The sequence below is a fragment of the Bacillus halotolerans genome (assembly GCF_004006435.1).
Classification (GTDB): Bacteria; Bacillota; Bacilli; order Bacillales; family Bacillaceae; genus Bacillus; species Bacillus halotolerans.
The window spans coordinates 1,579,074-1,601,336 of sequence record NZ_CP029364.1; the positions used below are offsets into that span (position 1 = coordinate 1,579,074).

Here is a 22,263-nt window from a genome sequence, read left to right on the forward strand (position 1 = left end):
TCACTATGCTTCAGGTTCGTCATCAGACCTGACACAATTCCTCTCTATAAATACAAATGTTCATTCCACAAAGAAATTTCTCCTTGATTTACAGAACTGAAAGAGGGATAATAAATACTAAATTTGTGTGAAAATTTTAAACATTAGGAGATGTAAACATGAAGGTCGTTAAATTCGGAGGCAGCTCACTCGCTTCAGGCGCACAGCTTGAAAAGGTGTTTCAAATCGTAACCTCAGATCCCGCACGCAAAGCTGTAGTGGTTTCGGCTCCGGGCAAACGCTATTCAGAGGATACGAAAGTGACTGATCTCTTAATCGCATGTGCTGAACAGTATTTATCATCCGGCAGCGCCCCTGAACTGGCGGAAGCGGTCATTGAACGGTATGCTCTGATCGCAAATGAGCTTCAGCTTGAGCCGTGTATTATAGAAAAAATCCGTGATGATTTGTTTACGCTTTTAGAAGGAGATAAAAGCAATCCCGTACAATATTTGGACGCAGTCAAAGCAAGCGGTGAGGATAACAACGCTAAGCTGATTGCCGCTTATTTCCGCCACAAAGGCGTGAAAGCGGAATATGTGAACCCGAAGGATGCCGGCCTTTTTGTAACAAACGAACCCGGCAACGCGCAGGTGCTGCCTGAATCGTATCAAAATCTCTTTCAGCTGAGAGAGCGTGAAGGCCTCATCATATTCCCCGGCTTTTTCGGGTTCAGCAAGGATGGCGATGTGATGACATTCTCACGGAGCGGTTCTGATATTACAGGCTCCATTTTGGCCAACGGTCTTCAGGCCGATCTGTACGAAAACTTTACTGATGTAGATGCCGTGTACTCTGTTAATCCTTCCATTGTTGAGAACCCGAAGGAAATCCACGAGCTGACATACAGAGAGATGCGCGAGCTGTCGTACGCAGGCTTTTCAGTGTTTCATGATGAAGCGCTCATTCCGGCCTTCAGAGCGGGCATTCCCGTACAGATCAAAAATACGAACAACCCGTCGGCGAACGGAACACGCGTCGTCAGCAAACGCGATAACACTAACGGCCCTGTCGTCGGCATTGCCAGCGATACCGGCTTTTGCAGCATTTATATCAGCAAGTATTTAATGAACAGAGAAATCGGGTTTGGCCGCAGAGCCCTTCAAATCCTAGAAGAACACGGTTTGACGTATGAGCATGTTCCATCGGGAATTGATGACATGACGATCATCTTAAGACAGGGCCAAATGGATGCTTCGGCCGAACGAAGCGTAATGAAGCAGATTAAAGAGAACCTTCATGCCGATGAAGTCATTGTCGAGCACAATCTGGCGCTGATTATGGTTGTAGGAGAAGCAATGCGCCATAATGTCGGCACAACGGCAAGAGCGGCCAAAGCCTTATCAGAGGCGAAAGTAAATATCGAAATGATTAACCAAGGATCTTCTGAAGTGAGCATGATGTTCGGCGTAAAGGAAGCCGAAGAAAGAAAAGCCGTCCAAGCATTATACCGGGAGTTTTTCGCGGGTGTGCTGGTCTCTTAATCTATACATAAAAGCGGGCGGCAGGGCCCGCTTTTTATATTGTCCGCCTTGATAGCCGAATTGTTCATTCTTTGCCTTGTCCACTATTATCCCTATCAATCCGGCCATGTCCGCACATTTTGTAGTATCCATCATAGGGAGGTGAAAGCCTTATGTCAGGATATTCTAATGGCGGCGGTTACGGCATCGGTTCTTTCGCTTTGATCGTTGTATTGTTTATTCTATTGATTATCGTAGGTACTGCATTTACAAGAGGCTTCTAAGTCTGCAGTACAGCGCCGTAAGACAATATCATTGTCATGCGGCGTTTTTTAGTTGTTTTCTTTATTTTTCAATCTATATCCTGAAAGCCCTGTCCGCCGCGTTTATGCAGCATATCATAAAGTAATCTCACAAGGAGGTGGCACAGATGTCTGGTTACGGAAACTCTTTTGCTTTGATTGTTGTGTTATTTATCCTCTTAATTATCGTGGGAACTGCGTTTTTTAACGGAGGCTACTAAGAAAAAGGAATCTCCATGAATCAGGCGGCGCCGTAAGGTCCATATCCTGCGTTGCTGTTTCTTTAAAAGAAAACCCCTTCTCTTATTGAGAAGGGGCCTGGTTCTTACGTCATTCCTCTTTCTGTGACATGAAAGTCGGATGCTTCAGCATGTGCAGAGACGCCAACCGCTGTAAAAACAGCTGCTGCAGCCAAACAAATAACAAATAACTTAGATTTCAATTTCATACAAACCTTCACTCCTTTGTATTTGTTTTCTTGCCTCTTCAACTCTAAGAAAGTAGGAAGCAGACAGTTCAAACCATTTTTGTTCATAGTAATATTTTGCTACTTCTAGGCCTAAATCCTCTATATCAGCATACATATTTTTATTTTTTAAATATCGGAAACATCGTTCGATTCCTTCTGTATTGGGCTGTGCCTGATATAGGGATTGTAAAAACTCAAATTTTACCGCGTAATCTGCATCGTCTGTTTCTTTAGCATATTCATAGCCCCTCTTGTGATATTCCGAGGCCTTCTCATGTTTTCCGCGTTTATAATAAATAAGTGTTATTAAAAAATATGCTTGAGGCAGAGAATTGGTGATTCTGCTGTTTTCAAAAGTGGAAACCGCTTTCTCAAAATGTTCAATGGCAGGGTCGAGGAGGTCTTGATTGTAATAACACAGCCCTAAATTATAAAATGCTCTTCCGACCAATTGGGCTTTTTGTTCCGCTTCCGCCATCTCCAGCGCCAATTTGAAATGCCGTGCGGCTTGTTCAAAATTTCTCTCATCCATAAGGTTAACCCCGAACACGAAATGGCATTGGATTATCCGAACATTATAGGTTTCCTGCTCTACATAAATTTCATATGCATTTTTGATATGAATCAATGAAAAGTACGTTTGCTTCATATAATAATAAGCTTCCGCAATTTTAAAATAAAATTCAGCCCGTTCAATATGATCGGAAACAAAAGAAAGTTTTTTCTCCGCCTGTTTGTAATATGTAATGGCAGAAATAAATTCCCGCTTATCAAACTCATACATTCCGCGGAAAAAATTCACATAATAATCGAGAAGCCCTTTCAGATCAGCTTGGTTGCTGTCTATATTTCGTGATAATTCAGACAGGCTTGGCTGGTCTTCGATATTTAATTTCTCCAGCGGCTCGAGATAATCAAGCATAAGCTGGTGGCGAAATTCCATTAGTGAGTAATATAACAGCAAGTTGGAATCATGCTGCATGTGTTTCAGTTCCTGCTGGATTTCAGCTTTTAGCACCTCGGCATCCGGCACGCTGAAGGTCCGGATATATTTGTACCACTCGTTAATTTTTTGACCGACCGCTGAAGAAGGAATTACCCCGCTCTTCATTCCTTCACCCTCTCCCATCAAAAACTGTTTATGTCATATTTTATCATGTTTACAGACTGTCCTAACCCGAAAAACACGCAATCTTTATTTCGGGAGCACGCAATAAAAAAAGGAATACCGAAGCGCTGTTAGAAAGAAGGCGGCAGCATCTGACGATATGCCGCCGCCTTACATGATTGATTGCTGTTTTGCAGGTAAAGGAAGGCGGATAATGAATGTTGTGCCTTTCCCTTGTTCACTCTTAATGTCTATTGTACCTTGATGCATTTCAACAAGCTGCTTGACGATGGAGAGGCCGAGGCCGTATTCTCCGTACGCCGTGTTCGTTCTTGAAATATCAGCTTTGTAGAACCGCTCCCAAATATGCTCGATATCCTCTTTTGAAATGCCGATTCCCGTATCTTCAATTTCGATAATGGTCTCTTTATATCCTTCTGTTCCCCGCAGCCAAATGTCACCTTGCTGCGTAAATTGGATGCTGTTTTTTGTAATGTTCACGAGGATTTGAATTAACCGGTCATAGTCGGCATGAACGATCACGCTGTCCTCCACCTGAATCATCAGCTTATTTTGCTTTTCTTCCGCCTGCTGTTCAAGGTGCTCTTTCATGATTTCGAATACTTCAATCAGCGGAACGTCAAGCTTGTTCAGGGTGATTTGCTGTGATCTGATTTTTTCGTAATCGAGATTTTCTTTTACGAGACGCAGCATTCGCTTCGTTTCCTCACTGATGAGCGAGAAGCATTTTTCTTTATTCTCCTCTGGAATCGTATTGCTGTCCAGCCCTTCAACCAAACCGTTAATGGTTGTCAGCGGCGTTCTTAATTCATGGGATACATCGGCAATAAACTGCCTTCTCCGCTTCTCAAGCCGGTCGATTTCATCCCTCGACTGCTTTAATTTTTTCGCCATGATATTAAAGTCAGACGCCAGCACCCCGATTTCATCCCGGTAGCCGTTTTCCAAGTGGATGTCATAGTCGCCGGAAGCTACTTTATCCGTTGCTTCTCTCAGCTTTTGAATGCGTTTCACATGGAATTTGGAAAGCAGCCAGCTGACGAGAATGGTAATGACAAGCGTGCTGATTATCGCGTAAAACATATAGAGGTTGACCTGGTTAATCATTTGCTCTACGCCGCTGATTGGAGAAATCAGCAGTACCGCGCCTTTAAATTCATTGTTAACAAAAATCGGCTGTGCAACAAGGGAAACCTCATCGTTAAAACGGCCATCCGCTCTGTTCATGACCACCTGCCCTTTTTTCAGCTTCTCCCACTCCGCTTTCTTCAGCTTTTCCCGTGGGTGAAAGTCTTCAGGGTGAAAATAAGGCTGCTGTGCTTCATTAAAGATGATAAACTGTGTCTTTCTTGTGCGTAATATATCCTGATATGGGTACAGCCGGCGCATATCAACCTGGCCGGTTTGAAATTCGCTTGCAATCTGCACCGCATATGACGTCAGTTCCTCTACTTTATTTTGGTAGGCAAACTCTTTCACAAAGTGAGAAAAAAGAGAAATAATGATAACAAATGCTAAAATTAATATGCTGACATGGCTCAGCAGCAGCTGATATAAATATTTAATCCTCATCAAATTTATACCCTACTCCCCATACAGTATATAGGAAAGGCCTGTCCTCACTTGCAAGCTTTTTCCGCAGCCGTTTAATATGAACATCGACAGTCCGTTCGTCTCCGTAGAACTGATAGCCCCATACCTGCTCAAGCAGCTGCTCTCTGGAAAACACCTGCCGCGGGTTCTGCACAAGGTAATAAAGCAGGTCAAACTCCTTAGGCGTGAGGTTTTCAACAGGCTCCCCATTTAAAAATACTTCTCTCGTCTTTTTATTAATTTTAAAGCATTCCGATTCAATCGTATCTTCTTCCGCTGCCGCCTTGCCCGTCGCCTGATATCTTCTGTTCACGGCTTTGATGCGGGCAACCAATGTCAGCGGGCTGAATGGCTTCGTCACATAATCGTCCGCACCCATCTCAAAGCCGATCACCTGATCTGATTCGGTGTCTCTGGCAGTCAGCATGATAATCGGAACCGTGCTTGTCTCTCTTATTTTTCTGCAGATGGTTACGCCGTCCATAGACGGAAGCATAATATCCAGAATCACCAAATCCCAATTCTCTTCAGCAAAGCGCTGATACCCCTCTAAACCGTTATGAACAAATTCAGCTTCAAAACCTTCTTTAAAAAAGAACATCTCTGTCATCGTACAAACACTTACGTTATCTTCTATCATTAAAATTTTCATTGGATCCTCCGATTGTTTTGATGCTTTTCTATATAATAGCACCATTTTATACAGAGAATTTTGGGTTTCACAATTGTTAGTTTTTATTTCATCAACTAGAAATAGATTGTTCATATTTTTTTCATACCTTTGGACTACTATAAATTTATCAACAAGCGGGCCTGCCTCACAGGCGGTCTTATCTATAAAAATACCTATACGGAGGAACATAAATGAATTTTATCAAACGGGCTTTTTGGAACATGAAGGCCAAAAAAGGAAAAACGTTTTTGCAGTTATTTGTGTTTACAGTGATTTGTATATTTGTTCTGTCTGGCCTCACGATCCAGTCAGCAGCTCAAAAATCCAGCGACCTTGCCAGACAGGAGCTGGGCGGAAGCGTTACGCTTCAAGTTGACCGCCAAAAACAAATGGAGAAGCAGCAGGACAGCGGTGAAAAACGCAGCTTCGAATCTACACCGATAAAAGTGTCTGATGCCAATAAGCTGACAGCGCTTGATCATGTGAAGAGCTACAACTTCATTACGTCAGCTTCAGCCAACGCCGGAAACTTCGATGCGATTGAAAGCTCAAGCTCTAGTGATTCGAGCACAGACTCAAGCTCAAGCGATACAAAAGGCGCTCCAATGCAAGGCGGAAAACAAATGGTTCAAGCCGATCTTTCGATTGAAGGTGTTATCAGCACGTCGCTGTTAGAGGAATTCTCAGACGGAGATTCAAAAATCACAGACGGGCGCGCGATTACAAAATCTGATGTCGGCAAAAACGTCACAGTGATCAATGAAACATTAGCAGAAGAAAATGATGTAATCGTTGGGGATTCCATCACAATAGAATCAGCAACAGACGAAGATACAACAGTCAAACTGAAGATTGTCGGTATTTATAAAACAACGTCTTCAGGCGATGACCAAGCCCAGAATTTCTCATTCTTAAATCCTTACAATAAGCTTTACACACCTTACACAGCAACAGCGGCTCTGAAAGGTGACGATTATAAAAACACGATTGATTCAGCTGTTTATGATATGGACGATGCTGAACATATTGATGCATTCGTTACAGCAGCGAAGAAAACGTCAATCGACTTTGATACGTTTACTTTAAATACAAACGATCAGCTTTACCAGCAAATGGTCGGCCCGATCGAAAATGTAGCTTCTTTCTCTAAAAACGTTGTGTACCTTGTATCAGTGGCAGGCGCTGTCATTCTTGGCCTCATTGTCATGATGTCAATCAGAGAGCGCAAATATGAGATGGGTGTGTTAATGGCTATCGGTGAAAAACGGTGGAAGCTGATTGGCCAGTTCTTAACTGAGATTCTGATCGTGGCAGTTGTGGCCATCGGCATTGCATCAGTGACTGGAAATCTGGTCGCCAACCAGCTCGGCAATCAGCTCTTATCCCAGCAGATCAGTTCATCAACTGATTCAACACAAACTGCAAGCGCCCAAATGCCCGGCGGCGGGGGCGGCATGGGCCACGGAATGTTCGGCCAAAGCTCTTCAAACGCGGACGTCATTGATTCACTGAATGTGGCAGTTTCGATGAACGATATGCTTGTTCTCGGCGGAATCGGAATGTTAATCGCTGTCATTGCAACGCTGCTGCCGTCTATTTCAGTACTGCGGCTCCACCCGAAAACGATATTGACAAAACAGGAATAGAAAGAGGCGAAACGAATGAGCTTATTAGAATTTCAACAAGTCGGCTACTGGTATAAAGACAAAAGCCAGCCCTTGTTTCAGGATATTAATATCAGCTTTGAAAAAGGTAAATTTTATACAATCGTCGGCACCTCAGGGACAGGAAAAACGACCTTCCTGTCTCTGGCAGGCGGACTTGACGCACCTAAAGAAGGACATATCCTTTATGGCGGAAAAGCTGTTTCTAAAATCGGATTGACGAATTTCAGAAATAAATACGTATCAATTGTCTTTCAGGCGTACAACCTGCTTCCATATATGACAGCTCTTCAAAATGTGACAACCGCCATGGAAATCACAGGTTCAAAGGAAAAGAATAAAGAAGCATATGCTTTGGAGATGCTGGAGAAGGTCGGCATCAATGAAAAACAAGCCCGGCAAAAGGTGCTGACATTAAGCGGCGGACAGCAGCAGCGTGTTTCCATTACAAGAGCGTTTTGCTGTGACACGGACTTGATCGTTGCCGATGAACCGACCGGAAACCTTGACGAGGATACGTCAAAAGAAATTGTGCGGCTCTTTCAGGATTTGGCGCACAAAGAAAATAAATGCATCATCATGGTGACGCATGATGAACAAATTGCAAAGGTATCTGACATTACCATCAGACTTTCACGAGGAAGCTTTACTGTGACGGAAAACGCCGCAGTCGTATAACAAAAACGCGCCTCTGCCAGTGCAGACAGGGGCGCAACCTAAATCCCCCTTTTATATAGAAGTGAACGTAAAAAGAGCGGCGGCTGCATCCCCCCGCTCTTTTTATTGTTTCTGTTTTTCAGCCTGCTTTGATTTCTCTCTTCTCTTCTTTTTCCAAACAGCGAGGATAAACAGAAATAATGGAAACAGCACTTGAAAGGGCAAATGAATGTACAGCGGCACTACTTTCAGCCCTTCATTTAAATGCTCTGAAAAGTTGGTGGCAATTGCGATAGAGAGGATGAGTATGCCCAGTCCCATTGGATATGCCAACTGTGAAGGATTTTTTTCCTTAAAAAGAGTGGACGCACCCACCACCACCGCATACAGATAGAGGCTGACTTTGAAGAAGCCGCCGATAATCAGTGCCAGCATAAAAAAGATATCAAGCCGGTCCAGAAATTCTTCCACTTTGATTGTCTGAATCGTACTTAAAAGCGGAAACTGCGATCGCAATGTCAGATCAACATCAAGCACACTGATATTAATCGCTACGGTAAGCGCCACAACCAATCCGCTGATGACCATAGCGAGCATCCCCACTTTTTTGACATTCTTGCGATCATTGAGATTAGGGAAAATCATTACAAATAAAACAATTTCACCGAACGGAACGTACATGGTTTGTGTAAAAACAGAATGAATAACAGGGAAAATCCCGTCTGCTAAAACCGGTTTTAAATTTTTCAGATCTATGGAACCCGATACAATGATCAGCACGAGACCGAGCGCACCCAATAGATACATTGCCCCGAAGAGAAGCTCACCCGCCCGCGCCAGCACTTCAATTCCTTTTCTGACGGCATATATGCTGACCACCATTAGTAAAGCATTCACGATGATAATCGGAGTATCATGGTAAGCAAACGTCAGCAGCATTTCTCCGAAATCACGCAGCACCCGGGCGGCAATATATGCAAAATACAAGATATAAAGAAACGAAAAGAACCAGCTCAGCTTTTTGCCGAGCATATCATCCATGTATTCTTTCGGAGAGAACTCCGGATAGCATTGATAGATCCCCTGATACAAGTAAAAAAGAAATAAACCAACTGCACAGCCTAATAGCACTGCTATCCAGGCATCCCGGCCCGCCATCGTTCCCGGTGTAATCAATAAGGAGCTGCCCAGCTCAAAAATGATCATCATGACAAACAGCTGCCTAATGCTGATTTTGGCTTTTTCCATCTGTCACTACTCCTTTCTTGACCTATTTATGATTAAGCTGGTTTCTGAGCGGATTATTTCGCAGCCCCGTTCTTCTGATAGACGTCTCCGCCTTTACATCGACAGGCAGATCAGGCAAATATTCTTTGTCCCATGTATCCCTCATTTTTTTCCACTGCTTCGGATACTTCCTGTATATCGTGTCTCCGAATCCGATAAAGTCGATTTTATGTTCCTTTATCTTTTCAACTGCATGGCTGATTTCCTTTTCCAGCTGTTTGTTGAGTGCTTTTTCGATATCGGCTAACACCTTTGGGTCAGACAAATGAAATGGATACTTTACTGCGTCTATTATGCCTTCAACCGTTACGTGAACATGAATGCGGGGACGGCCGTTTCGTATTTCCGGGTTAAGCTTTGTTGTCTGATGCGTGACCTGTAAGCTTACCGCATCTTTTGTCTTCTTCCAATCGGCATTAATAAACGTATGCTGGATTTGATTCTTAAGCCAGACAACCCCAGCTTTGTCCTTATCTTCAATCCAATATTTTAAATGGCCTCTTTTATCGAATACCGCCAAACCGTCCGCCTGAAGAATGGCTTGCGGGTCAGTCGCCTGTGTGTTTTCCAGGCTGACTCCTTTTTTATCATCCCCGATCATCCTGTATCCGGGGATCACCGGCGCTTCTGTGGTGAGGGCAAGTGTTTTCAAGACATCTTGGATATTGGTTTTAATCACCCGCCCATATTGCGCTTGCGTGAAGTCGAGTGTTTTATTGACTTTATTGGATGGTATTTTATCAATCGGCGTAAGCGTTTTGACGATATTTTCGGCTTTCGTTTTATGGGCGATGACAATCGTTGCCGTGGTCCTGAATTCCGTATCGCGGTCAAGGTTATCTAACACAAAATTCAAACCTTCCTCTCTCGCCAGCTTTTCACTGATCACGACCAGGTTGGTATGGGCAAAATAAAGCCGCCTGGATACTTTCATAGAGGCTTTTCTGAGCGCTTCCGTCATGTTGTCGCCTACTATGGAATAGACGGATACAGGCGGCCTGTCTCCCGCACCGCCGCCCTGAAGCCCTCCGGCAACGTTTCCGGGATTGATAATCTGAAAGTGCAGTACGTAATTCCCTTGATTTGTCCGATCAATGCCGATTGCCGATATAATCGCAAGATCTGTCAGCTCGCGCTTATCCCAGCAGCCGGGCAGCACAATGATGCTCAAAAGCATGATAACGGCTAGTACACGTTTACGTATCATCTTGATCTCCTTCTCTCAACTCTTTGTTCACCATTCCGCGTGAACCATCCGGCTGAGGACGCTGGTCTTTCCCCTGACGGACCTTATCTTTTTTGCTGATGGATTCAGGTCTTTTCTGATCGGCCCACCAAGGAACACGGAACAGCGTGTCCTTCACGCCTTGTGAAGAAAAGGGCGCAAGCGGCGACATATAAGGAACACCAAAGGAACGCAGACTGCATAAATGAACAAACATCATAATAATCCCTAATACCAGCCCGTAAAAACCCATTACGGCAGAAGCAATGATAAACATAAACCGAATGAGGCGGGCAGATATCGCCATGGCAAACGCCGGCGTTGCGAAGCTGGCAATGGCCGTTATGGCAACGATGATGACCATAGCCGGAGACACGATACCAGCCTGAACAGCAGCTTGGCCGATAACAAGCGCGCCTACAATGGAAACAGCCGATCCTACAACCCTCGGCAGTCTGACCCCAGCTTCCCTGAGAATCTCAAAAGCAACCTCCATTGTGATGGCTTCAACAACGGCCGGAAAAGGAACGATTTCCCGCTGGGCAGCAATGACGATTAACAGCTGTGTCGGAATCATTTCCTGATGAAACGTCGTGGCTGCCACATAAACAGCCGGTGCGACAAGTGAAATAAAAAAGATAAATATCCGCAGAATCCGTATACTTGTCGCAATGTCAAAGCGTGAATAATAATCTTCAACCGACTGAAAAAATTGAATAAATAAGGCTGGGGCAATCAGAACAAACGGTGTTCCGTCCACAACGATTGCAAATCTTCCTTCTAATAGATTTCCTGCGACGACGTCAGGGCGTTCCGTGTGATACATGGTCGGAAACGTCGTAAACGTTTCGTCTTCGATCAGCTGCTCGATGTATCCGGATTCTAAAATACTGTCAATGTCTATTTTTTTCAGGCGCTGCCTCACTTCCTTCAGCACCTTTTCATCACAAATGCCGTGAATGTACATCAGCGCGATATCCGTATTTGTCACAGAACCGATTTTCATTTTTTCGACCCATACATTGGGATTTTTAATGTATCGCCGAATCATGGAAATATTGGTTTGCAAAGACTCTGTAAACCCTTGGCGCGGGCCCCGGAATGACACCTGGGTGCTCGGCTCTTGTATGGAACGGTGCTCTCCCCCCTGGGTGCTGCAGATAAGCGCCTCATCAGAACCGTCCGCAAAAACCAGCGCATTTCCAAGCATCAATTCAGTGAACAGCTTGTCCCAGCTCTTTTCAGCTTTTACTCCGCCCAGCGGAAGCGTTTTTTCAAGGATCTGCTTTAGCGCATGGGCATTTTGGATGGTTTGATCCTGAATCAAAGGCTCGATTAACGATTCATGTATCGTGTTATTATCGACCAAACCCGCGATATAAATAATGGCCAGGTGAACTTCATCCTGTTCCCCTGCTTTCACTTCCCGAATAATGACATCAGAGCTGCTTCCGACTTTCTTCTTCATGTCCGCCACATTTTTCGCCAAACTTGAAGAAGCCAGAATCGGCCCTTCTTCTTTCTTCTGCTGATTCTTATCTTCTTGTTTCTGGCTGTCTTTCGTTTCGGTATTTTTCTTTTGCTTAAAAAATGACGGCATACACAAAATACCTTTCCTTATCGTTTTCTCATATTCTTCCTGTCAGCCTTAAGATTATGCATGTGACTGGCGAGCGGGTATAACTCTCTCATAAAGATAGACACTAAAAGCGGAGGGTGATGAAGGATGAAAATATTAGGCATAACGGCTGTTTTATTAATTTGTTTGTTGGTGATTTCAGTTTTCATGGACATGCTTCAAGGATTCAGTTTGGGAAAAGCCATTTATAATAATATGTCCAGCTTCAAGATGACATCGTTTGCGGAATGGATGATGCTTTTATTTTTTGTTTTGCTATTGGTGAGAGAGATATTCGTGATCTATAAATCGAACAAAAAAAGCCCCTAGAGCGAGGCGCTTTTGTTCAGACGATCATATTGCCGTTTACCTTATCTCCGCTGTTGTTGGTGATGGTTCCTTTGATGATTCGATTTCCGATGATGGTGGAATTGGTTGAGGTGTCCGTTTGAATGGCCACCGCCGTGCTTGCGGAGAGATTATTGATGGTGTTTCCTGAAATGATAGAGCCTGAGGAGCCGTTGAGATAAATCACAATCGGTCTGCCGGCTGTTCTATTGACTGAAAGGGTGTTATCAAAAATGTCATGAACGCCGGTGCTGATATAGATGGTCACTAAAAGAGGAGATCTTTCAAAGTGGTTTCCGATAATAGAGGTTTTTGCACTTGTCGTACAGTAAATCGGGTAATTTTTAAAGTTCTTAAATGTATTGTTTTTAATGATTGCGCCAGCATTGTTTGTGACAGAAACGGCATACGATTCAAGGGCCGCTTCAAACGCGTCGGGGTTAAGCGTATTTCCTTCGATCAACGCGCTTCCTTGAGCGATCCAAATGCCGCGGCTGAATTTTCTCAGCACATTGTCTTTAATGATCATATCGCCTCCTGAAATGTTCACCCCGTCGATGACTTGAATAAGACAGTTATTCAGAAATGCGGTATTATCAGACAGCACCGCTCGAAGGCCGGTACTGCGCCTTGTTTCAGACAGCCCGTTTTGAATCTGGTTGCCGTCTACCTTTACGTCGGAAGACTGATAAACCAATATCCCTGTGTTTTCAAAATTGCTGATTTTGTTGTTCGTGACAAGAACGCTCTTTCCTCTGACATCAATTCCGGTTGAAAATCCGGTAATGAGGTTGCCGGCGATCACTGCATCACTGCTTTCTTTTCCTTGTGAAACACCCAATCCGGTAATCCCGACTCTAGGCGCCGCAGCCGCGTCTTCCGCCCTTCTGAGAATATTCCCCTTAATGACCGTTTGAGTGCCGTACCCATAGCTGATCGTATTGTCTGAGTGGTTTCCTTCTATTGAAATGCCGTACCCGTTAAAATTAGTCACAGAACTTGAAACGTTTCCATTAAAATAGTTATTTCGAATCGAGACATTGAGCGGTTCCTCATAATCAATATTTCCTTCACCATATCCTTCAATGTCAATTCCGAATTTCGGCGCTGTTCCATTTCCCGTTCCGGCATCTTCAATCACGCAGCCCTCCACCGTGACTGTGTCACATCCGGTAATCGAAATGTTATTTCTCCTCGATCGCCGAACCTTACAGCGGCGGATGGTAATGTGCTCTGATGTTCGATAATCGTTATTTGTCTTTAAGCCCCGCGGACTGATAATGATCCCATCTCCAGTAAAATCAGAAATGTTGACATCATCAATAACAACATTCGAACACCCTTCAATACAAATGCCGAAGCCCCATTCATGGGTTGACCTTATCCCCGCGGACGCATACGTATGCTCGTCGCGCTCGCCGATAATTTGTCCACCGGAAATGGTTATATTCTCTTGCTTGCCTACATAAAATGCAGAATACCCCCAGGAGCTGTTCGGAATGACTTTGATGATACACTCAGGGTCCATGACGATATTAAGATTGCCGGGAACAATAATCCCAGCGTTGCGAAACACCTGGTTCGCATCCCCTCCAAGCGTCCCGTCAATTAAATATGTTCCTTTCGGGAACCAGACTGTATGGTACCCCTTTGAAACAGCCGCGCTGAGGCATTGATTAATCAGTTCTGTCGAATCCGTTTTTCCGTCCCCTGAAATACCGAAATCTGCTGCATTCAAGATGAATTCAGCCAATGATCCAACCTCCTCCCGCATGATTGTTACCATGATATTCGCGGCAGCCCGATCTGCTTGTACATTTCTCTAAAATTTTATTAAAAAAGTATAAAGAAATACTATCGTTAGAAAATGTAACAAAACGAAACATAAGAAACAGGAAAAACTCACTACTTTCTACCTTTATAGTTTTTCCATTCTGGAACTTCTTGAAATGAGTATAATTTATATTGACACAAGTATTATATAAGAATATGATTTTTATAATACACTTTTTTAAGAAAGGGTTTGGCTGACATGGCTTCGATTGATAACGAAAGTATCATTAAAAGCGTCCCGCAAAAAGGGTTCTTTGGTCACCCGCGAGGACTATTTACACTATTTTTCACCGAATTTTGGGAGCGTTTCTCTTACTATGGAATGAGAGCAATCTTGCTTTACTATTTGTATACAGAGACGGTAAACGGAGGGCTTGGCTTTGACAAAGGCACTGCGGTTGCCATTATGTCGATTTACGGATCACTCGTATACATGTCCACTATTATTGGCGGATGGCTCGCTGATCGGGTATTCGGTACCGCAAACACCGTGTTTTACGGCGGCATATTTATTATGTTCGGCCACATTGCACTCGCCTATCCGGGCAGCGCGATAGCATTCTATATCAGCATGGTGCTTATCATTATCGGAACAGGCTTATTAAAACCAAACGTTTCGAGCGTCGTTGGAGATCTTTACACGAAAGAAGACCCGCGCCGCGACTCAGGTTTCAGTATTTTCTACATGGGGATTAACCTCGGCGGTTTACTCGCGCCGTTAATTGTCGGAACACTCGGACAGAAGTACAACTATCATCTCGGCTTCGGAGCTGCCGCGGTCGGAATGCTTCTTGGACTTATCGTATTTGCTTTGACAAGAAAGAAAAACCTCGGACCTGCAGGTTCAAATGTGCCGAATCCGCTGTCTAAAAAATCTGCAATTGGCACCGGAATCGGTGTTATCATTGTGGCGATCGCAGTGATGATCTCTGTACAAACAGGCGTGCTGACGATCAACCGTTTCATCGACCTTGTAAGTATTCTCGGTATTTTGATTCCTGTTATTTATTTCATCATCATGTTTACAAGCAAAAAAGCGGACAAAACAGAAAAATCTCGTCTTGCCGCTTACGTTCCTTTGTTTATCGGTGCTGTCATGTTCTGGGCCATTCAGGAACAAGGAGCGACCATTCTTGCGGTATACGCTGATGAACGCATAAGACTTTCATTGGGCGGAATAGAACTTCAGTCATCTTGGTTCCAATCATTAAACCCCTTGTTTATCGTCATTTTTGCGCCAATTTTCGCATGGCTTTGGATGAAGCTTGGCAAACGCCAGCCATCTACACCAGTTAAATTCTCAATCGGAATTATTTTAGCCGGATTGTCATTTATCATTATGGTATTCCCGGCTATGCAAGGGAAAGAAGCACTCGTAAGCCCGCTGTGGCTCGTTCTCAGCTTCCTGCTTGTCGTGCTTGGAGAGCTGTGCCTGTCACCAGTCGGTTTATCCGTGACAACAAAACTGGCGCCAGCTGCATTCTCTGCACAGACAATGAGTATGTGGTTTCTGACTAACGCAGCAGCCCAAGCGATCAATGCCCAAGTAGCCGGGTTGTTTGATAAAATACCTGAAACAACGTACTTCGGTACCATCGGCTTGATTTCTATCATACTCGGCGGCATTCTGCTGCTGATCTCACCGATCATCAAACGTGCGATGAAAGGTATCTTATAATAAAGAAAATCCCGCAGATCAGCTCTGCGGGATTTTTATTTTTCTATCCATTCCATTAAGCTTTGCCCGAAGGTCTGCGGTTCCTCCAGCATCGGCTGGTGCCCGCTCTTTTCAAAGATGACCTTCTTCACATGCGGATATATACCGTCAATGGCATCCCACAATGATACAGGAGCAACCAAATAGTCATATCTGCCTAAACCGATATAGACAGGAACCTGAACGTCTGCTAACCGCTGTATGAGGTTCATCTGCGCGAATGTATGTCCCCATAATTCATCTATGATCGGCATATTGGTGTCAACACCTTCCCATAAAGCTGCCGCATTCGGCCTCTCTTTATAAAAGCTTTTCGCTTCAGCGCGAATGCACATGTGCACGAAACGCCTTTCAGGATCTTTTTCTATGTCACCTGCTAAACTTGCAATATCTTTTTCGAAACGTTTCTTTCTCTCAGGGCTGGCTGTTTCCCTAAAAAACGCTTCACTGTCTCGCTGTCTCTTTTGACTGTTATCAGGCGCTGAATTGAGGAGCACGGCCTTTCGCACATGCTCAGGGTACTTTCTGGCGTATTCTAATGCCATAAACGCATGCCCCGAATGTCCCATGATGATAAAATCCTTAAGCTGAAGATAGCGTCTTATCGCTTCAATATCGTCCAAAACTGCATCCAGGCTTTGATCTTCCGGCCGCAGCGCCCGCGCCGGCTTGGCAAAACCCCTGTGATCGGCAAATATCCATTGATATTTCTGTTTGATATCCTGATGAAATAGACGCGGGTAGTAAACCGCACTGCCGATCACGAGAATCGGCGCGCCCTCTCCTTCAATACAATAAGATAAATCAAAACCGTCTGAATAACAGATCCCCTTTGTGCCCATTCCTCACGCCCCCTTTGTCTTTATATGGTTCATTATACTAATAAAAGCCTGACGCATGGCGTCAGGCTCTTTCATTTATCGTTTTAATTCCTCAAGCGTTACTTCCCATCTGTTCAGCACCTCTTCAGCATTGTGAAGCTGTATCCTGACACCGGAAGTTATATCAGCGTACTTTGCAACATCCTCCTTAGCTGAAGCGATACGGCAGGCAAAGCGTTCCCTGTCATAAACCGCATCGTTCAGCGGCGGGAGCGGCTCACATTGCAGTTTTACGTAATGAGCGGCTCCTTTCCACCATGCAGTAAGCTGGGCTTGTCCCGTTCGAAGGATATTTCCCGCGGTCTCTGTGTTTTTCCACAGGGCGATCCGGATATCCGTCCGATTCAGGGCGATGATTTCTCCGGCGCTGATCATAGCGGCATGCGGCCAGCCGTCCTCCGATACCGTTTGCAGAACGAAGGCTTCATGCTGCTTTTCTTTCAGACGTTCCCCGTCAAGCAGCTCAAAGAGACGGTCTGATAGTTGGTTCACGCCAATCAGGCCTTTCGTTCCGGAACAGCGGGAACTTCAACCGCTGTTTCTGTTTCTTTTGGATCGATTTTAAAGGCCGGATTATATTTTTCCGGATTTGTAATACTTTCCGGTTCACATGATCTCCATGTAAAAAAACATGTTTGGCATTGATAGACTTCCCATGCTCCTTCTACAGGCGATTTGCTCATGACTTCTCCTTTTTTTGAATCGCATCGAGGACATGTATGCATGTCGAATCATCCTTTCCTTATTTATTCATCAAGTCCATTAGTTTTTGTTCCCATTCTTTTGTTGTTAATGGAGAATCAAGCGGCTGTGAATAATGGCCTCTTGTTTCCGGCGCAACAGGTGTTGTGGCATCAAGAATCATTTTGTGCGTGATTCCTGATGGATTTGATCCCGGGTCAAGCGGCAGGACTGATAAATCCGGAATAATGACCGCATCGTGTTTCGGGTGCATTTTTGTAGAGAGCGCCCACATGACCTGCGGCAGATTGAATGGATCGACATCCTCGTCGACAACGATAACCATTTTGCAGTAGCCTAGTCCGTGCGGGGTTGTGAGCGCGCGCATGCCGACCGCTTTCGCAAATCCGCCGTAGCGGTTTTTTGTTGATACAATCGCGATTAAACCGTGTGTGTACATGGCGTTCACAGCCACAATTTCATTCGGATACGCTTCTTTTAGCTGCTGATACAGCGGCACACAAGTATTAATGCCGATCATGTAATCACATTCTGTCCACGGCATGCCTAAGTATAAATGTTCAAAAATCGGGTTGTTTCTGTGATACACGCGGTTAATTTTGATAATCGGCATGCTGCGTCCGCCGGAATAGTGCCCTGTAAATTCACCGAATGGCCCTTCATATTCACGTTCTCCGGCAATGATTTCTCCCTCGAGCACAACTTCTGCTCCCCATGGAATATCAAGGTCAGACAGCTTTGATTTTACGATGCGGTACGGTTCTCCTTGGATTGCTCCCGCCATTTCGTATTCGGATTGGTCATAGAGAAGCGGAGTGGATGCCGCAGTTGTAATGACCGGTTCACATCCGAGCGCAATCGTGACCGGAAGATTAATGCCGCGTTCTTCCGCTTGGCGCAGATGGATCGCAATATCGTGCTGCGGCACAGGCTGTATGCCAAGGCGGTCTTTTCCCTTTACCTGCATTCTGTATATGCCGACATTCTGTTTGCCGAAGTTTTCAGGGTCCTCAAGATCACGAGAGATGACGCATGCTTTGTCTAAATAGTAACCGCCGTCTCCTTGGTTAATCCTGAAAAGAGGCAGGATATCGAACAGATTGATGTCCTCTGTGATTTCATTTTCATGAAATGGCGCTGTTTCTTCGCGTTTGACCTCCATCGGAAACTGTTCATATCGCTTCGCGAATTCAAAAAACTGCTCTTTCACCGGTGTATCTTTCGGCAGTCCGAGCATCATTGCGTGGTTCGGCCAAGAGCCGATGACATTCATCGCGATTTGCGCATTGTTGTAGCCGTAAATATTGTTAAATAGCAGTGCAGGGCTTTTATCGCCGAGGTTGCTGGCTGCCCGTGCAGCTGCTCCCAGATCAGGCTCAGGCTTTACCTCTTCATTCACCGTTAACAATTGTCCCTCTTTTTCAAGGGCAGCGAGAAATTCTCTGAAATCTTGATAAGCCATCATCAAGCTCCTCCTTTTTGTTTTTCAATTCCATTCCAGCGCTTTGCCTCAGAAAGGCGCAGGCCGAATTGGTCCAACGTTCTGAATACAATATGGTCGACCATTTCTTCTAAGCTGCTCGGCTGATTATAAAACGCCGGCATCGGCGGAAGAATAATCGTCCCCATTTTTGTGAGTGCAAGCATATTTTCGAGATGAATCTGGTTCAAAGGTGTCTCTCTTGTTAAGAGAACGAGCTTTTTCCGCTCTTTCAGCATGACATCCGCCGAGCGAGTCAGCAGATTATCCGCCATCCCGGTGCGGATGCTCGCAAGCGATTTCATACTGCACGGCGCCACAATCATGCCATCGGTATCAAACGAGCCGCTGGAGATGGCCGCCGCCTGGTCCTTGTGCGAGTATGTGTATGTGGCCAGCTTTTCAACTTCTTTTAACGTGTAGCCTGTTTCATGTTTGATGGTAACGTTAGCCCAAGGAGACACAACGAGATGGGTTTCCACTTCCGCCGCCTTCAGCCATTCTAATAGCCTGACACCGAAGATAGCCCCTGTTGCCCCTGTCATTCCGACAACGAGTTTCAAATTTCGCCCCTCCTTTACGCTTGAATTCTGTCTTCATTTCAATCATACTCCTGATATATCCATATGAAAAATATTCGTTAAATCTATAATCAATACCTAAAAGGTATATAAAAGGAGGCCCTTCTTTGGACATTCGTCAGCTGCGATATTTCATTACCATTGCCCAAGAACAAAAGATCACCTCTGCCGCCAAAAAGCTCCATATGGCGCAGCCGCCGCTAAGCAGGCAGCTCAAACAGCTGGAGGATGAGCTGGGTGTTGTATTGTTTGACCGCAATAAGAAAAAACAAATGACTCTTACATATGAAGGAAGCATTTTTCTCAAAAGAGCCAAAGAGATTCTGCACAGGTTTGAAGATGCGGTCATTGAGGTACAAGAGCTGAGGGAGGAGGTTGCCGGCACGCTGGCTGTGGGTTCGACGATTTATTGCGCCGCTCTTATGCTTGAGAAAGTGACGCAAATGAAAGATAGATATCCGCACCTCACCTTTAATATTTGGGAGAACGAACCGGCAACGCTGTTAGAGCTGCTGGAAAGCCGGCAAATCGACGCCGCTGTCACGACAACCATGATAAAAAGCGATACCGTCCAATTTAAAAAGCTTGACGAAATTCCATGTGTGCTCGTTCTTTCTGATGATGCCGGGTATACATGCGGAGACACCATTCAAATGGAGGATATCCCTTCTTTCCCGCTGATTCTGCTGCGGCCTGTGAACGGAAAAGGCGTTTATAACCAGGTCATGAATGAATTTCAGCGTCTTCAGCTGGAGCCGCGTATTGTTTGTGAATGCCACGATTCAGTAACACTGCTCAGTCTCGTCTCATCAGGATTTGGCGCGTCCATTCTGCCCGTCACCATGATTCCTGTTCATATGAGAAACCACATTCACACAGTTAAAATCGAAAACAATCCCTTCGTTATGACACCGGCTGTCATGTGGAGAACTGACAGTTATTTGCCAAAACCGGTACAGCAATTTTTGAATTTATTTTAAGTGTTTTTGTCTCATGAAAACCAAATACTTGACTCATACTAAAAAAAAGTTATCCTTTAGATTTGTAAGCTATTTTTTCATTTCAACAAAATTAATCAGAAAAGTGGGGAATAGAATGAAAAAAGCACTTTTAGCTTTATTCATGGTCGTAAGCATTGCAGTTCTCGCAGCTTGCGGAGCAGGAAATGACAATCAGTCAAAAGATAACGGAAAAAACGGCGATCTTTGGGCTTCAATTAAGAAAAAAGGCGTACTGACAGTCGGTACAGAAGGAACGTACGAACCGTTCACTTATCATGACAAAGACACTGACAAGCTGACTGGCTATGACGTGGAAGTCATCACAGAAGTCGCAAAACGCCTTGGACTGAAAGCCGAATTCAAGGAAACACAGTGGGACAGTATGTTTGCCGGCCTGAATTCCAAACGGTTTGACGTCGTTGCCAACCAAGTCGGAAAAACAGATCGTGAAAACCAATATGACTTCTCAGACAAATACACAACATCAAGAGCCGTTGTCGTGACGAAAAAAGACAACAACGATATTAAGTCTGAAAAAGACGTAAAAGGAAAAACGTCAGCTCAATCACTGACAAGCAACTATAACAAACTAGCTACAAATGCCGGCGCGAAAGTAGAAGGCGTTGAAGGCATGGCGCAGGCCCTTCAAATGATCCAGCAAGGCCGCGTCGACATGACGTACAACGATAAGCTTGCCGTTTTAAACTATTTAAAAACATCAGGCAACAAAAACGTAAAAATCGCGTTTGAAACAGGCGATCCGCAGGAAACGTATTTCACGTTCCGTAAAGGAAGCGGCGAGGTTGTCGACCAAGTCAACAAAGCATTAAAAGAAATGAAAGAGGACGGGACTCTTTCTAAAATCTCTAAAAAATGGTTCGGCGAAGATGTTTCTAAATAATATACCGGCACTGACGCTTGGCACGGCGATCCCGTGGGATCTGGTGCAGCAGTCATTCTGGCCGATACTTTCAGGGGGAATCTACTATACGATTCCCCTTACGATTCTTTCCTTTATATTCGGAATGATACTGGCGCTGATTACGGCGCTTGCCAGAATGTCGAAAGTGAGACCTTTGAGATGGGTGTTCAGCGTATACGTATCCGCCGTACGCGGCACTCCACTTCTCGTTCAATTGTTCATCATTTTCTATCTGTTCCCGGCCTTTAACATTACACTAGATCCATTTCCAAGCGCAGTCATTGCCTTTTCCTTAAACGTCGGCGCCTATGCATCTGAAATCATCAGGGCATCTATTTTATCCGTGCCGAAGGGGCAATGGGAAGCTGGCTATACCATCGGCATGACACACCAGAAGACGCTGTTCCGCGTCATTTTACCGCAGGCGTTTCGTGTGTCAATCCCGCCATTATCCAATACCTTTATCAGCCTGATCAAAGATACATCTCTTGCATCTCAGATTCTCGTCGCTGAGCTGTTCAGAAAAGCTCAGGAAATCGGCGCGCGCAATCTCGACCAGATTTTAGTCATTTATATTGAAGCGGCCTTTATTTATTGGATTATCTGCTTCTTGCTTTCGCTCGTCCAGCATGTCATCGAACGGCGTCTTGACCGCTACGTGGCCAAATAAGGAGGTTCC

Annotated in this window: 22 protein-coding genes and 1 pseudogene; 10 read left to right on the plus strand and 13 right to left on the minus strand. The window is 44.8% G+C overall.

Features of this window, described 5'->3' with window-relative positions:
• Positions 1–158: 158 nt before the first annotated feature.
• The 3 genes from DIC78_RS08050 (at position 159) to DIC78_RS08060 (ending at position 2,025) form a co-directional block, all read left to right on the plus strand.
• Positions 159–1,523 carry an aspartate kinase gene (locus DIC78_RS08050; protein WP_095714086.1) on the plus strand — a complete coding sequence of 455 codons (1,365 nt, stop codon included), beginning with the start codon at positions 159–161 and terminating at the stop codon, positions 1,521–1,523.
• A 152-nt stretch (positions 1,524–1,675) separates the two neighbouring features.
• Positions 1,676–1,786: a YjcZ family sporulation protein gene (locus DIC78_RS08055; RefSeq protein ID WP_106021023.1), complete on the plus strand. Its 111-nt coding sequence runs from the start codon at positions 1,676–1,678 to the stop codon at positions 1,784–1,786.
• Positions 1,787–1,932: 146 nt separating this feature from the next.
• Entirely contained in the window at positions 1,933–2,025 is a 93-nt protein-coding gene (locus DIC78_RS08060) for a YjcZ family sporulation protein (protein ID WP_024120214.1), read from the plus strand.
• A 104-nt stretch (positions 2,026–2,129) separates the two neighbouring features.
• Here the strand turns inward: DIC78_RS08060 and phrC are convergent, their stop codons facing one another.
• The 4 genes from phrC to DIC78_RS08080 all read right to left on the minus strand — a co-directional run bounded on the left by phrC (position 2,130) and on the right by DIC78_RS08080 (position 5,647).
• Positions 2,130–2,252: a phosphatase RapC inhibitor PhrC gene (gene phrC / locus DIC78_RS08065; protein WP_010333023.1), complete on the minus strand. Its 123-nt coding sequence runs from the start codon at positions 2,250–2,252 to the stop codon at positions 2,130–2,132.
• Positions 2,236–3,384, minus strand: coding sequence for a response regulator aspartate phosphatase RapC (gene rapC, locus DIC78_RS08070; RefSeq protein WP_024120212.1), 1,149 nt, complete (start codon positions 3,382–3,384; stop codon positions 2,236–2,238). Before rapC ends, phrC begins: the two co-directional genes overlap by 17 nt.
• Before the next feature lie 168 nt (positions 3,385–3,552).
• On the minus strand, positions 3,553–4,977 hold the full coding sequence (locus DIC78_RS08075; RefSeq protein ID WP_101860980.1) for a two-component system sensor histidine kinase YclK: 1,425 nt from the start codon (positions 4,975–4,977) through the stop codon (positions 3,553–3,555).
• Positions 4,964–5,647: a two-component system response regulator YclJ gene (locus DIC78_RS08080; protein ID WP_127695984.1), complete on the minus strand. Its 684-nt coding sequence runs from the start codon at positions 5,645–5,647 to the stop codon at positions 4,964–4,966. Before DIC78_RS08080 ends, DIC78_RS08075 begins: the two co-directional genes overlap by 14 nt.
• A 212-nt stretch (positions 5,648–5,859) precedes the next feature.
• Here DIC78_RS08080 and DIC78_RS08085 point away from each other — a divergent pair, with 212 nt between their 5' ends.
• Positions 5,860–7,314 carry an ABC transporter permease gene (locus DIC78_RS08085; RefSeq protein ID WP_106022285.1) on the plus strand — a complete coding sequence of 485 codons (1,455 nt, stop codon included), beginning with the start codon at positions 5,860–5,862 and terminating at the stop codon, positions 7,312–7,314.
• A gap of 15 nt (positions 7,315–7,329) precedes the next feature.
• Positions 7,330–8,010, plus strand: a complete 681-nt coding sequence (locus DIC78_RS08090; RefSeq protein WP_103671922.1) for an ABC transporter ATP-binding protein — start codon at positions 7,330–7,332, stop codon at positions 8,008–8,010.
• A 102-nt stretch (positions 8,011–8,112) separates the two neighbouring features.
• Here the strand turns inward: DIC78_RS08090 and DIC78_RS08095 are convergent, their stop codons facing one another.
• The 3 genes from DIC78_RS08095 to gerKA are packed head-to-tail and all read right to left on the minus strand — an operon-like array spanning position 8,113 to position 12,101.
• Positions 8,113–9,237, minus strand: coding sequence for an endospore germination permease GerKB (locus tag DIC78_RS08095; protein WP_101863982.1), 1,125 nt, complete (start codon positions 9,235–9,237; stop codon positions 8,113–8,115).
• A gap of 22 nt (positions 9,238–9,259) precedes the next feature.
• Positions 9,260–10,483, minus strand: a complete 1,224-nt coding sequence (locus DIC78_RS08100; protein ID WP_127695986.1) for a Ger(x)C family spore germination protein — start codon at positions 10,481–10,483, stop codon at positions 9,260–9,262.
• Positions 10,473–12,101: a spore germination protein GerKA gene (gene gerKA, locus DIC78_RS08105; protein ID WP_127695988.1), complete on the minus strand. Its 1,629-nt coding sequence runs from the start codon at positions 12,099–12,101 to the stop codon at positions 10,473–10,475. Before gerKA ends, DIC78_RS08100 begins: the two co-directional genes overlap by 11 nt.
• A 126-nt stretch (positions 12,102–12,227) precedes the next feature.
• Here gerKA and DIC78_RS08110 point away from each other — a divergent pair, with 126 nt between their 5' ends.
• A complete protein-coding gene (locus DIC78_RS08110; RefSeq protein ID WP_024120204.1) occupies positions 12,228–12,449 on the plus strand; it encodes a YczF family membrane protein in 222 nt (73 codons plus the stop codon).
• A gap of 16 nt (positions 12,450–12,465) precedes the next feature.
• On the opposite strand, the gene DIC78_RS08115 is transcribed toward DIC78_RS08110, so the two are convergent.
• Positions 12,466–14,220, minus strand: a complete 1,755-nt coding sequence (locus DIC78_RS08115; RefSeq protein WP_106021031.1) for a right-handed parallel beta-helix repeat-containing protein — start codon at positions 14,218–14,220, stop codon at positions 12,466–12,468.
• A 279-nt stretch (positions 14,221–14,499) separates the two neighbouring features.
• Here DIC78_RS08115 and DIC78_RS08120 point away from each other — a divergent pair, with 279 nt between their 5' ends.
• Positions 14,500–15,978, plus strand: coding sequence for a peptide MFS transporter (locus DIC78_RS08120; RefSeq protein WP_044161897.1), 1,479 nt, complete (start codon positions 14,500–14,502; stop codon positions 15,976–15,978).
• Positions 15,979–16,013: 35 nt separating this feature from the next.
• Here the strand turns inward: DIC78_RS08120 and DIC78_RS08125 are convergent, their stop codons facing one another.
• From DIC78_RS08125 to DIC78_RS08145, 5 genes and pseudogenes are all read right to left on the minus strand, one after another.
• Positions 16,014–16,859, minus strand: a complete 846-nt coding sequence (locus tag DIC78_RS08125; RefSeq protein WP_106022281.1) for an alpha/beta fold hydrolase — start codon at positions 16,857–16,859, stop codon at positions 16,014–16,016.
• 75 nt (positions 16,860–16,934) lie between these two features.
• Positions 16,935–17,399 carry a pyridoxamine 5'-phosphate oxidase family protein gene (locus DIC78_RS08130; protein WP_127695990.1) on the minus strand — a complete coding sequence of 155 codons (465 nt, stop codon included), beginning with the start codon at positions 17,397–17,399 and terminating at the stop codon, positions 16,935–16,937.
• Positions 17,396–17,623, minus strand: a complete 228-nt coding sequence (gene bsdD, locus DIC78_RS08135; protein ID WP_044161900.1) for a phenolic acid decarboxylase subunit BsdD — start codon at positions 17,621–17,623, stop codon at positions 17,396–17,398. The genes DIC78_RS08130 and bsdD overlap by 4 nt, the downstream gene beginning before the upstream one ends.
• A gap of 17 nt (positions 17,624–17,640) precedes the next feature.
• The gene (gene bsdC / locus DIC78_RS08140) at positions 17,641–19,062 is read right to left on the minus strand and encodes a phenolic acid decarboxylase BsdC (protein ID WP_127695992.1); all 1,422 of its coding nucleotides are present in this window, start codon (positions 19,060–19,062) and stop codon (positions 17,641–17,643) included.
• Positions 19,063–19,064: 2 nt separating this feature from the next.
• A pseudogene (locus tag DIC78_RS08145) lies at positions 19,065–19,680 on the minus strand (non-oxidative hydroxyarylic acid decarboxylases subunit B).
• A gap of 88 nt (positions 19,681–19,768) precedes the next feature.
• Here DIC78_RS08145 and DIC78_RS08150 point away from each other — a divergent pair.
• The 3 genes from DIC78_RS08150 (at position 19,769) to tcyB (ending at position 22,254) form a co-directional block, all read left to right on the plus strand.
• Positions 19,769–20,641, plus strand: a complete 873-nt coding sequence (locus DIC78_RS08150; RefSeq protein ID WP_106021037.1) for a transcriptional regulator BsdA — start codon at positions 19,769–19,771, stop codon at positions 20,639–20,641.
• A 115-nt stretch (positions 20,642–20,756) separates the two neighbouring features.
• Positions 20,757–21,563 (plus strand): cystine ABC transporter substrate-binding lipoprotein TcyA, encoded by an 807-nt coding sequence (tcyA, locus tag DIC78_RS08155; protein ID WP_106021124.1) that lies wholly within the window; start codon positions 20,757–20,759, stop codon positions 21,561–21,563.
• A complete protein-coding gene (gene tcyB / locus DIC78_RS08160; protein ID WP_059334481.1) occupies positions 21,550–22,254 on the plus strand; it encodes a cystine ABC transporter permease TcyB in 705 nt (234 codons plus the stop codon). The genes tcyA and tcyB overlap by 14 nt, the downstream gene beginning before the upstream one ends.
• Positions 22,255–22,263 lie beyond the last annotated feature (9 nt).

Excerpts from the sequence above, each read along its gene's own strand:
- DIC78_RS08050 (WP_095714086.1), top strand. The coding sequence starts at position 159 with ATGAAGGTCGTTAAATTCGGAGGCAGCTCACTCGCTTCAGGCGCACAG.
- DIC78_RS08055 (WP_106021023.1), top strand. The coding sequence starts at position 1,676 with ATGTCAGGATATTCTAATGGCGGCGGTTACGGCATCGGTTCTTTCGCT.
- DIC78_RS08060 (WP_024120214.1), top strand. The coding sequence starts at position 1,933 with ATGTCTGGTTACGGAAACTCTTTTGCTTTGATTGTTGTGTTATTTATC.
- phrC (WP_010333023.1), bottom strand. The coding sequence starts at position 2,252 with ATGAAATTGAAATCTAAGTTATTTGTTATTTGTTTGGCTGCAGCAGCT.
- rapC (WP_024120212.1), bottom strand. The coding sequence starts at position 3,384 with ATGAAGAGCGGGGTAATTCCTTCTTCAGCGGTCGGTCAAAAAATTAAC.
- DIC78_RS08080 (WP_127695984.1), bottom strand. The coding sequence starts at position 5,647 with ATGAAAATTTTAATGATAGAAGATAACGTAAGTGTTTGTACGATGACA.
- DIC78_RS08085 (WP_106022285.1), top strand. The coding sequence starts at position 5,860 with ATGAATTTTATCAAACGGGCTTTTTGGAACATGAAGGCCAAAAAAGGA.
- DIC78_RS08090 (WP_103671922.1), top strand. The coding sequence starts at position 7,330 with ATGAGCTTATTAGAATTTCAACAAGTCGGCTACTGGTATAAAGACAAA.
- DIC78_RS08095 (WP_101863982.1), bottom strand. The coding sequence starts at position 9,237 with ATGGAAAAAGCCAAAATCAGCATTAGGCAGCTGTTTGTCATGATGATC.
- DIC78_RS08100 (WP_127695986.1), bottom strand. The coding sequence starts at position 10,483 with ATGATACGTAAACGTGTACTAGCCGTTATCATGCTTTTGAGCATCATT.
- gerKA (WP_127695988.1), bottom strand. The coding sequence starts at position 12,101 with ATGCCGTCATTTTTTAAGCAAAAGAAAAATACCGAAACGAAAGACAGC.
- DIC78_RS08110 (WP_024120204.1), top strand. The coding sequence starts at position 12,228 with ATGAAAATATTAGGCATAACGGCTGTTTTATTAATTTGTTTGTTGGTG.
- DIC78_RS08120 (WP_044161897.1), top strand. The coding sequence starts at position 14,500 with ATGGCTTCGATTGATAACGAAAGTATCATTAAAAGCGTCCCGCAAAAA.
- DIC78_RS08125 (WP_106022281.1), bottom strand. The coding sequence starts at position 16,859 with ATGGGCACAAAGGGGATCTGTTATTCAGACGGTTTTGATTTATCTTAT.
- bsdD (WP_044161900.1), bottom strand. The coding sequence starts at position 17,623 with ATGCATACATGTCCTCGATGCGATTCAAAAAAAGGAGAAGTCATGAGC.
- bsdC (WP_127695992.1), bottom strand. The coding sequence starts at position 19,062 with ATGGCTTATCAAGATTTCAGAGAATTTCTCGCTGCCCTTGAAAAAGAG.
- tcyA (WP_106021124.1), top strand. The coding sequence starts at position 20,757 with ATGAAAAAAGCACTTTTAGCTTTATTCATGGTCGTAAGCATTGCAGTT.
- tcyB (WP_059334481.1), top strand. The coding sequence starts at position 21,550 with ATGTTTCTAAATAATATACCGGCACTGACGCTTGGCACGGCGATCCCG.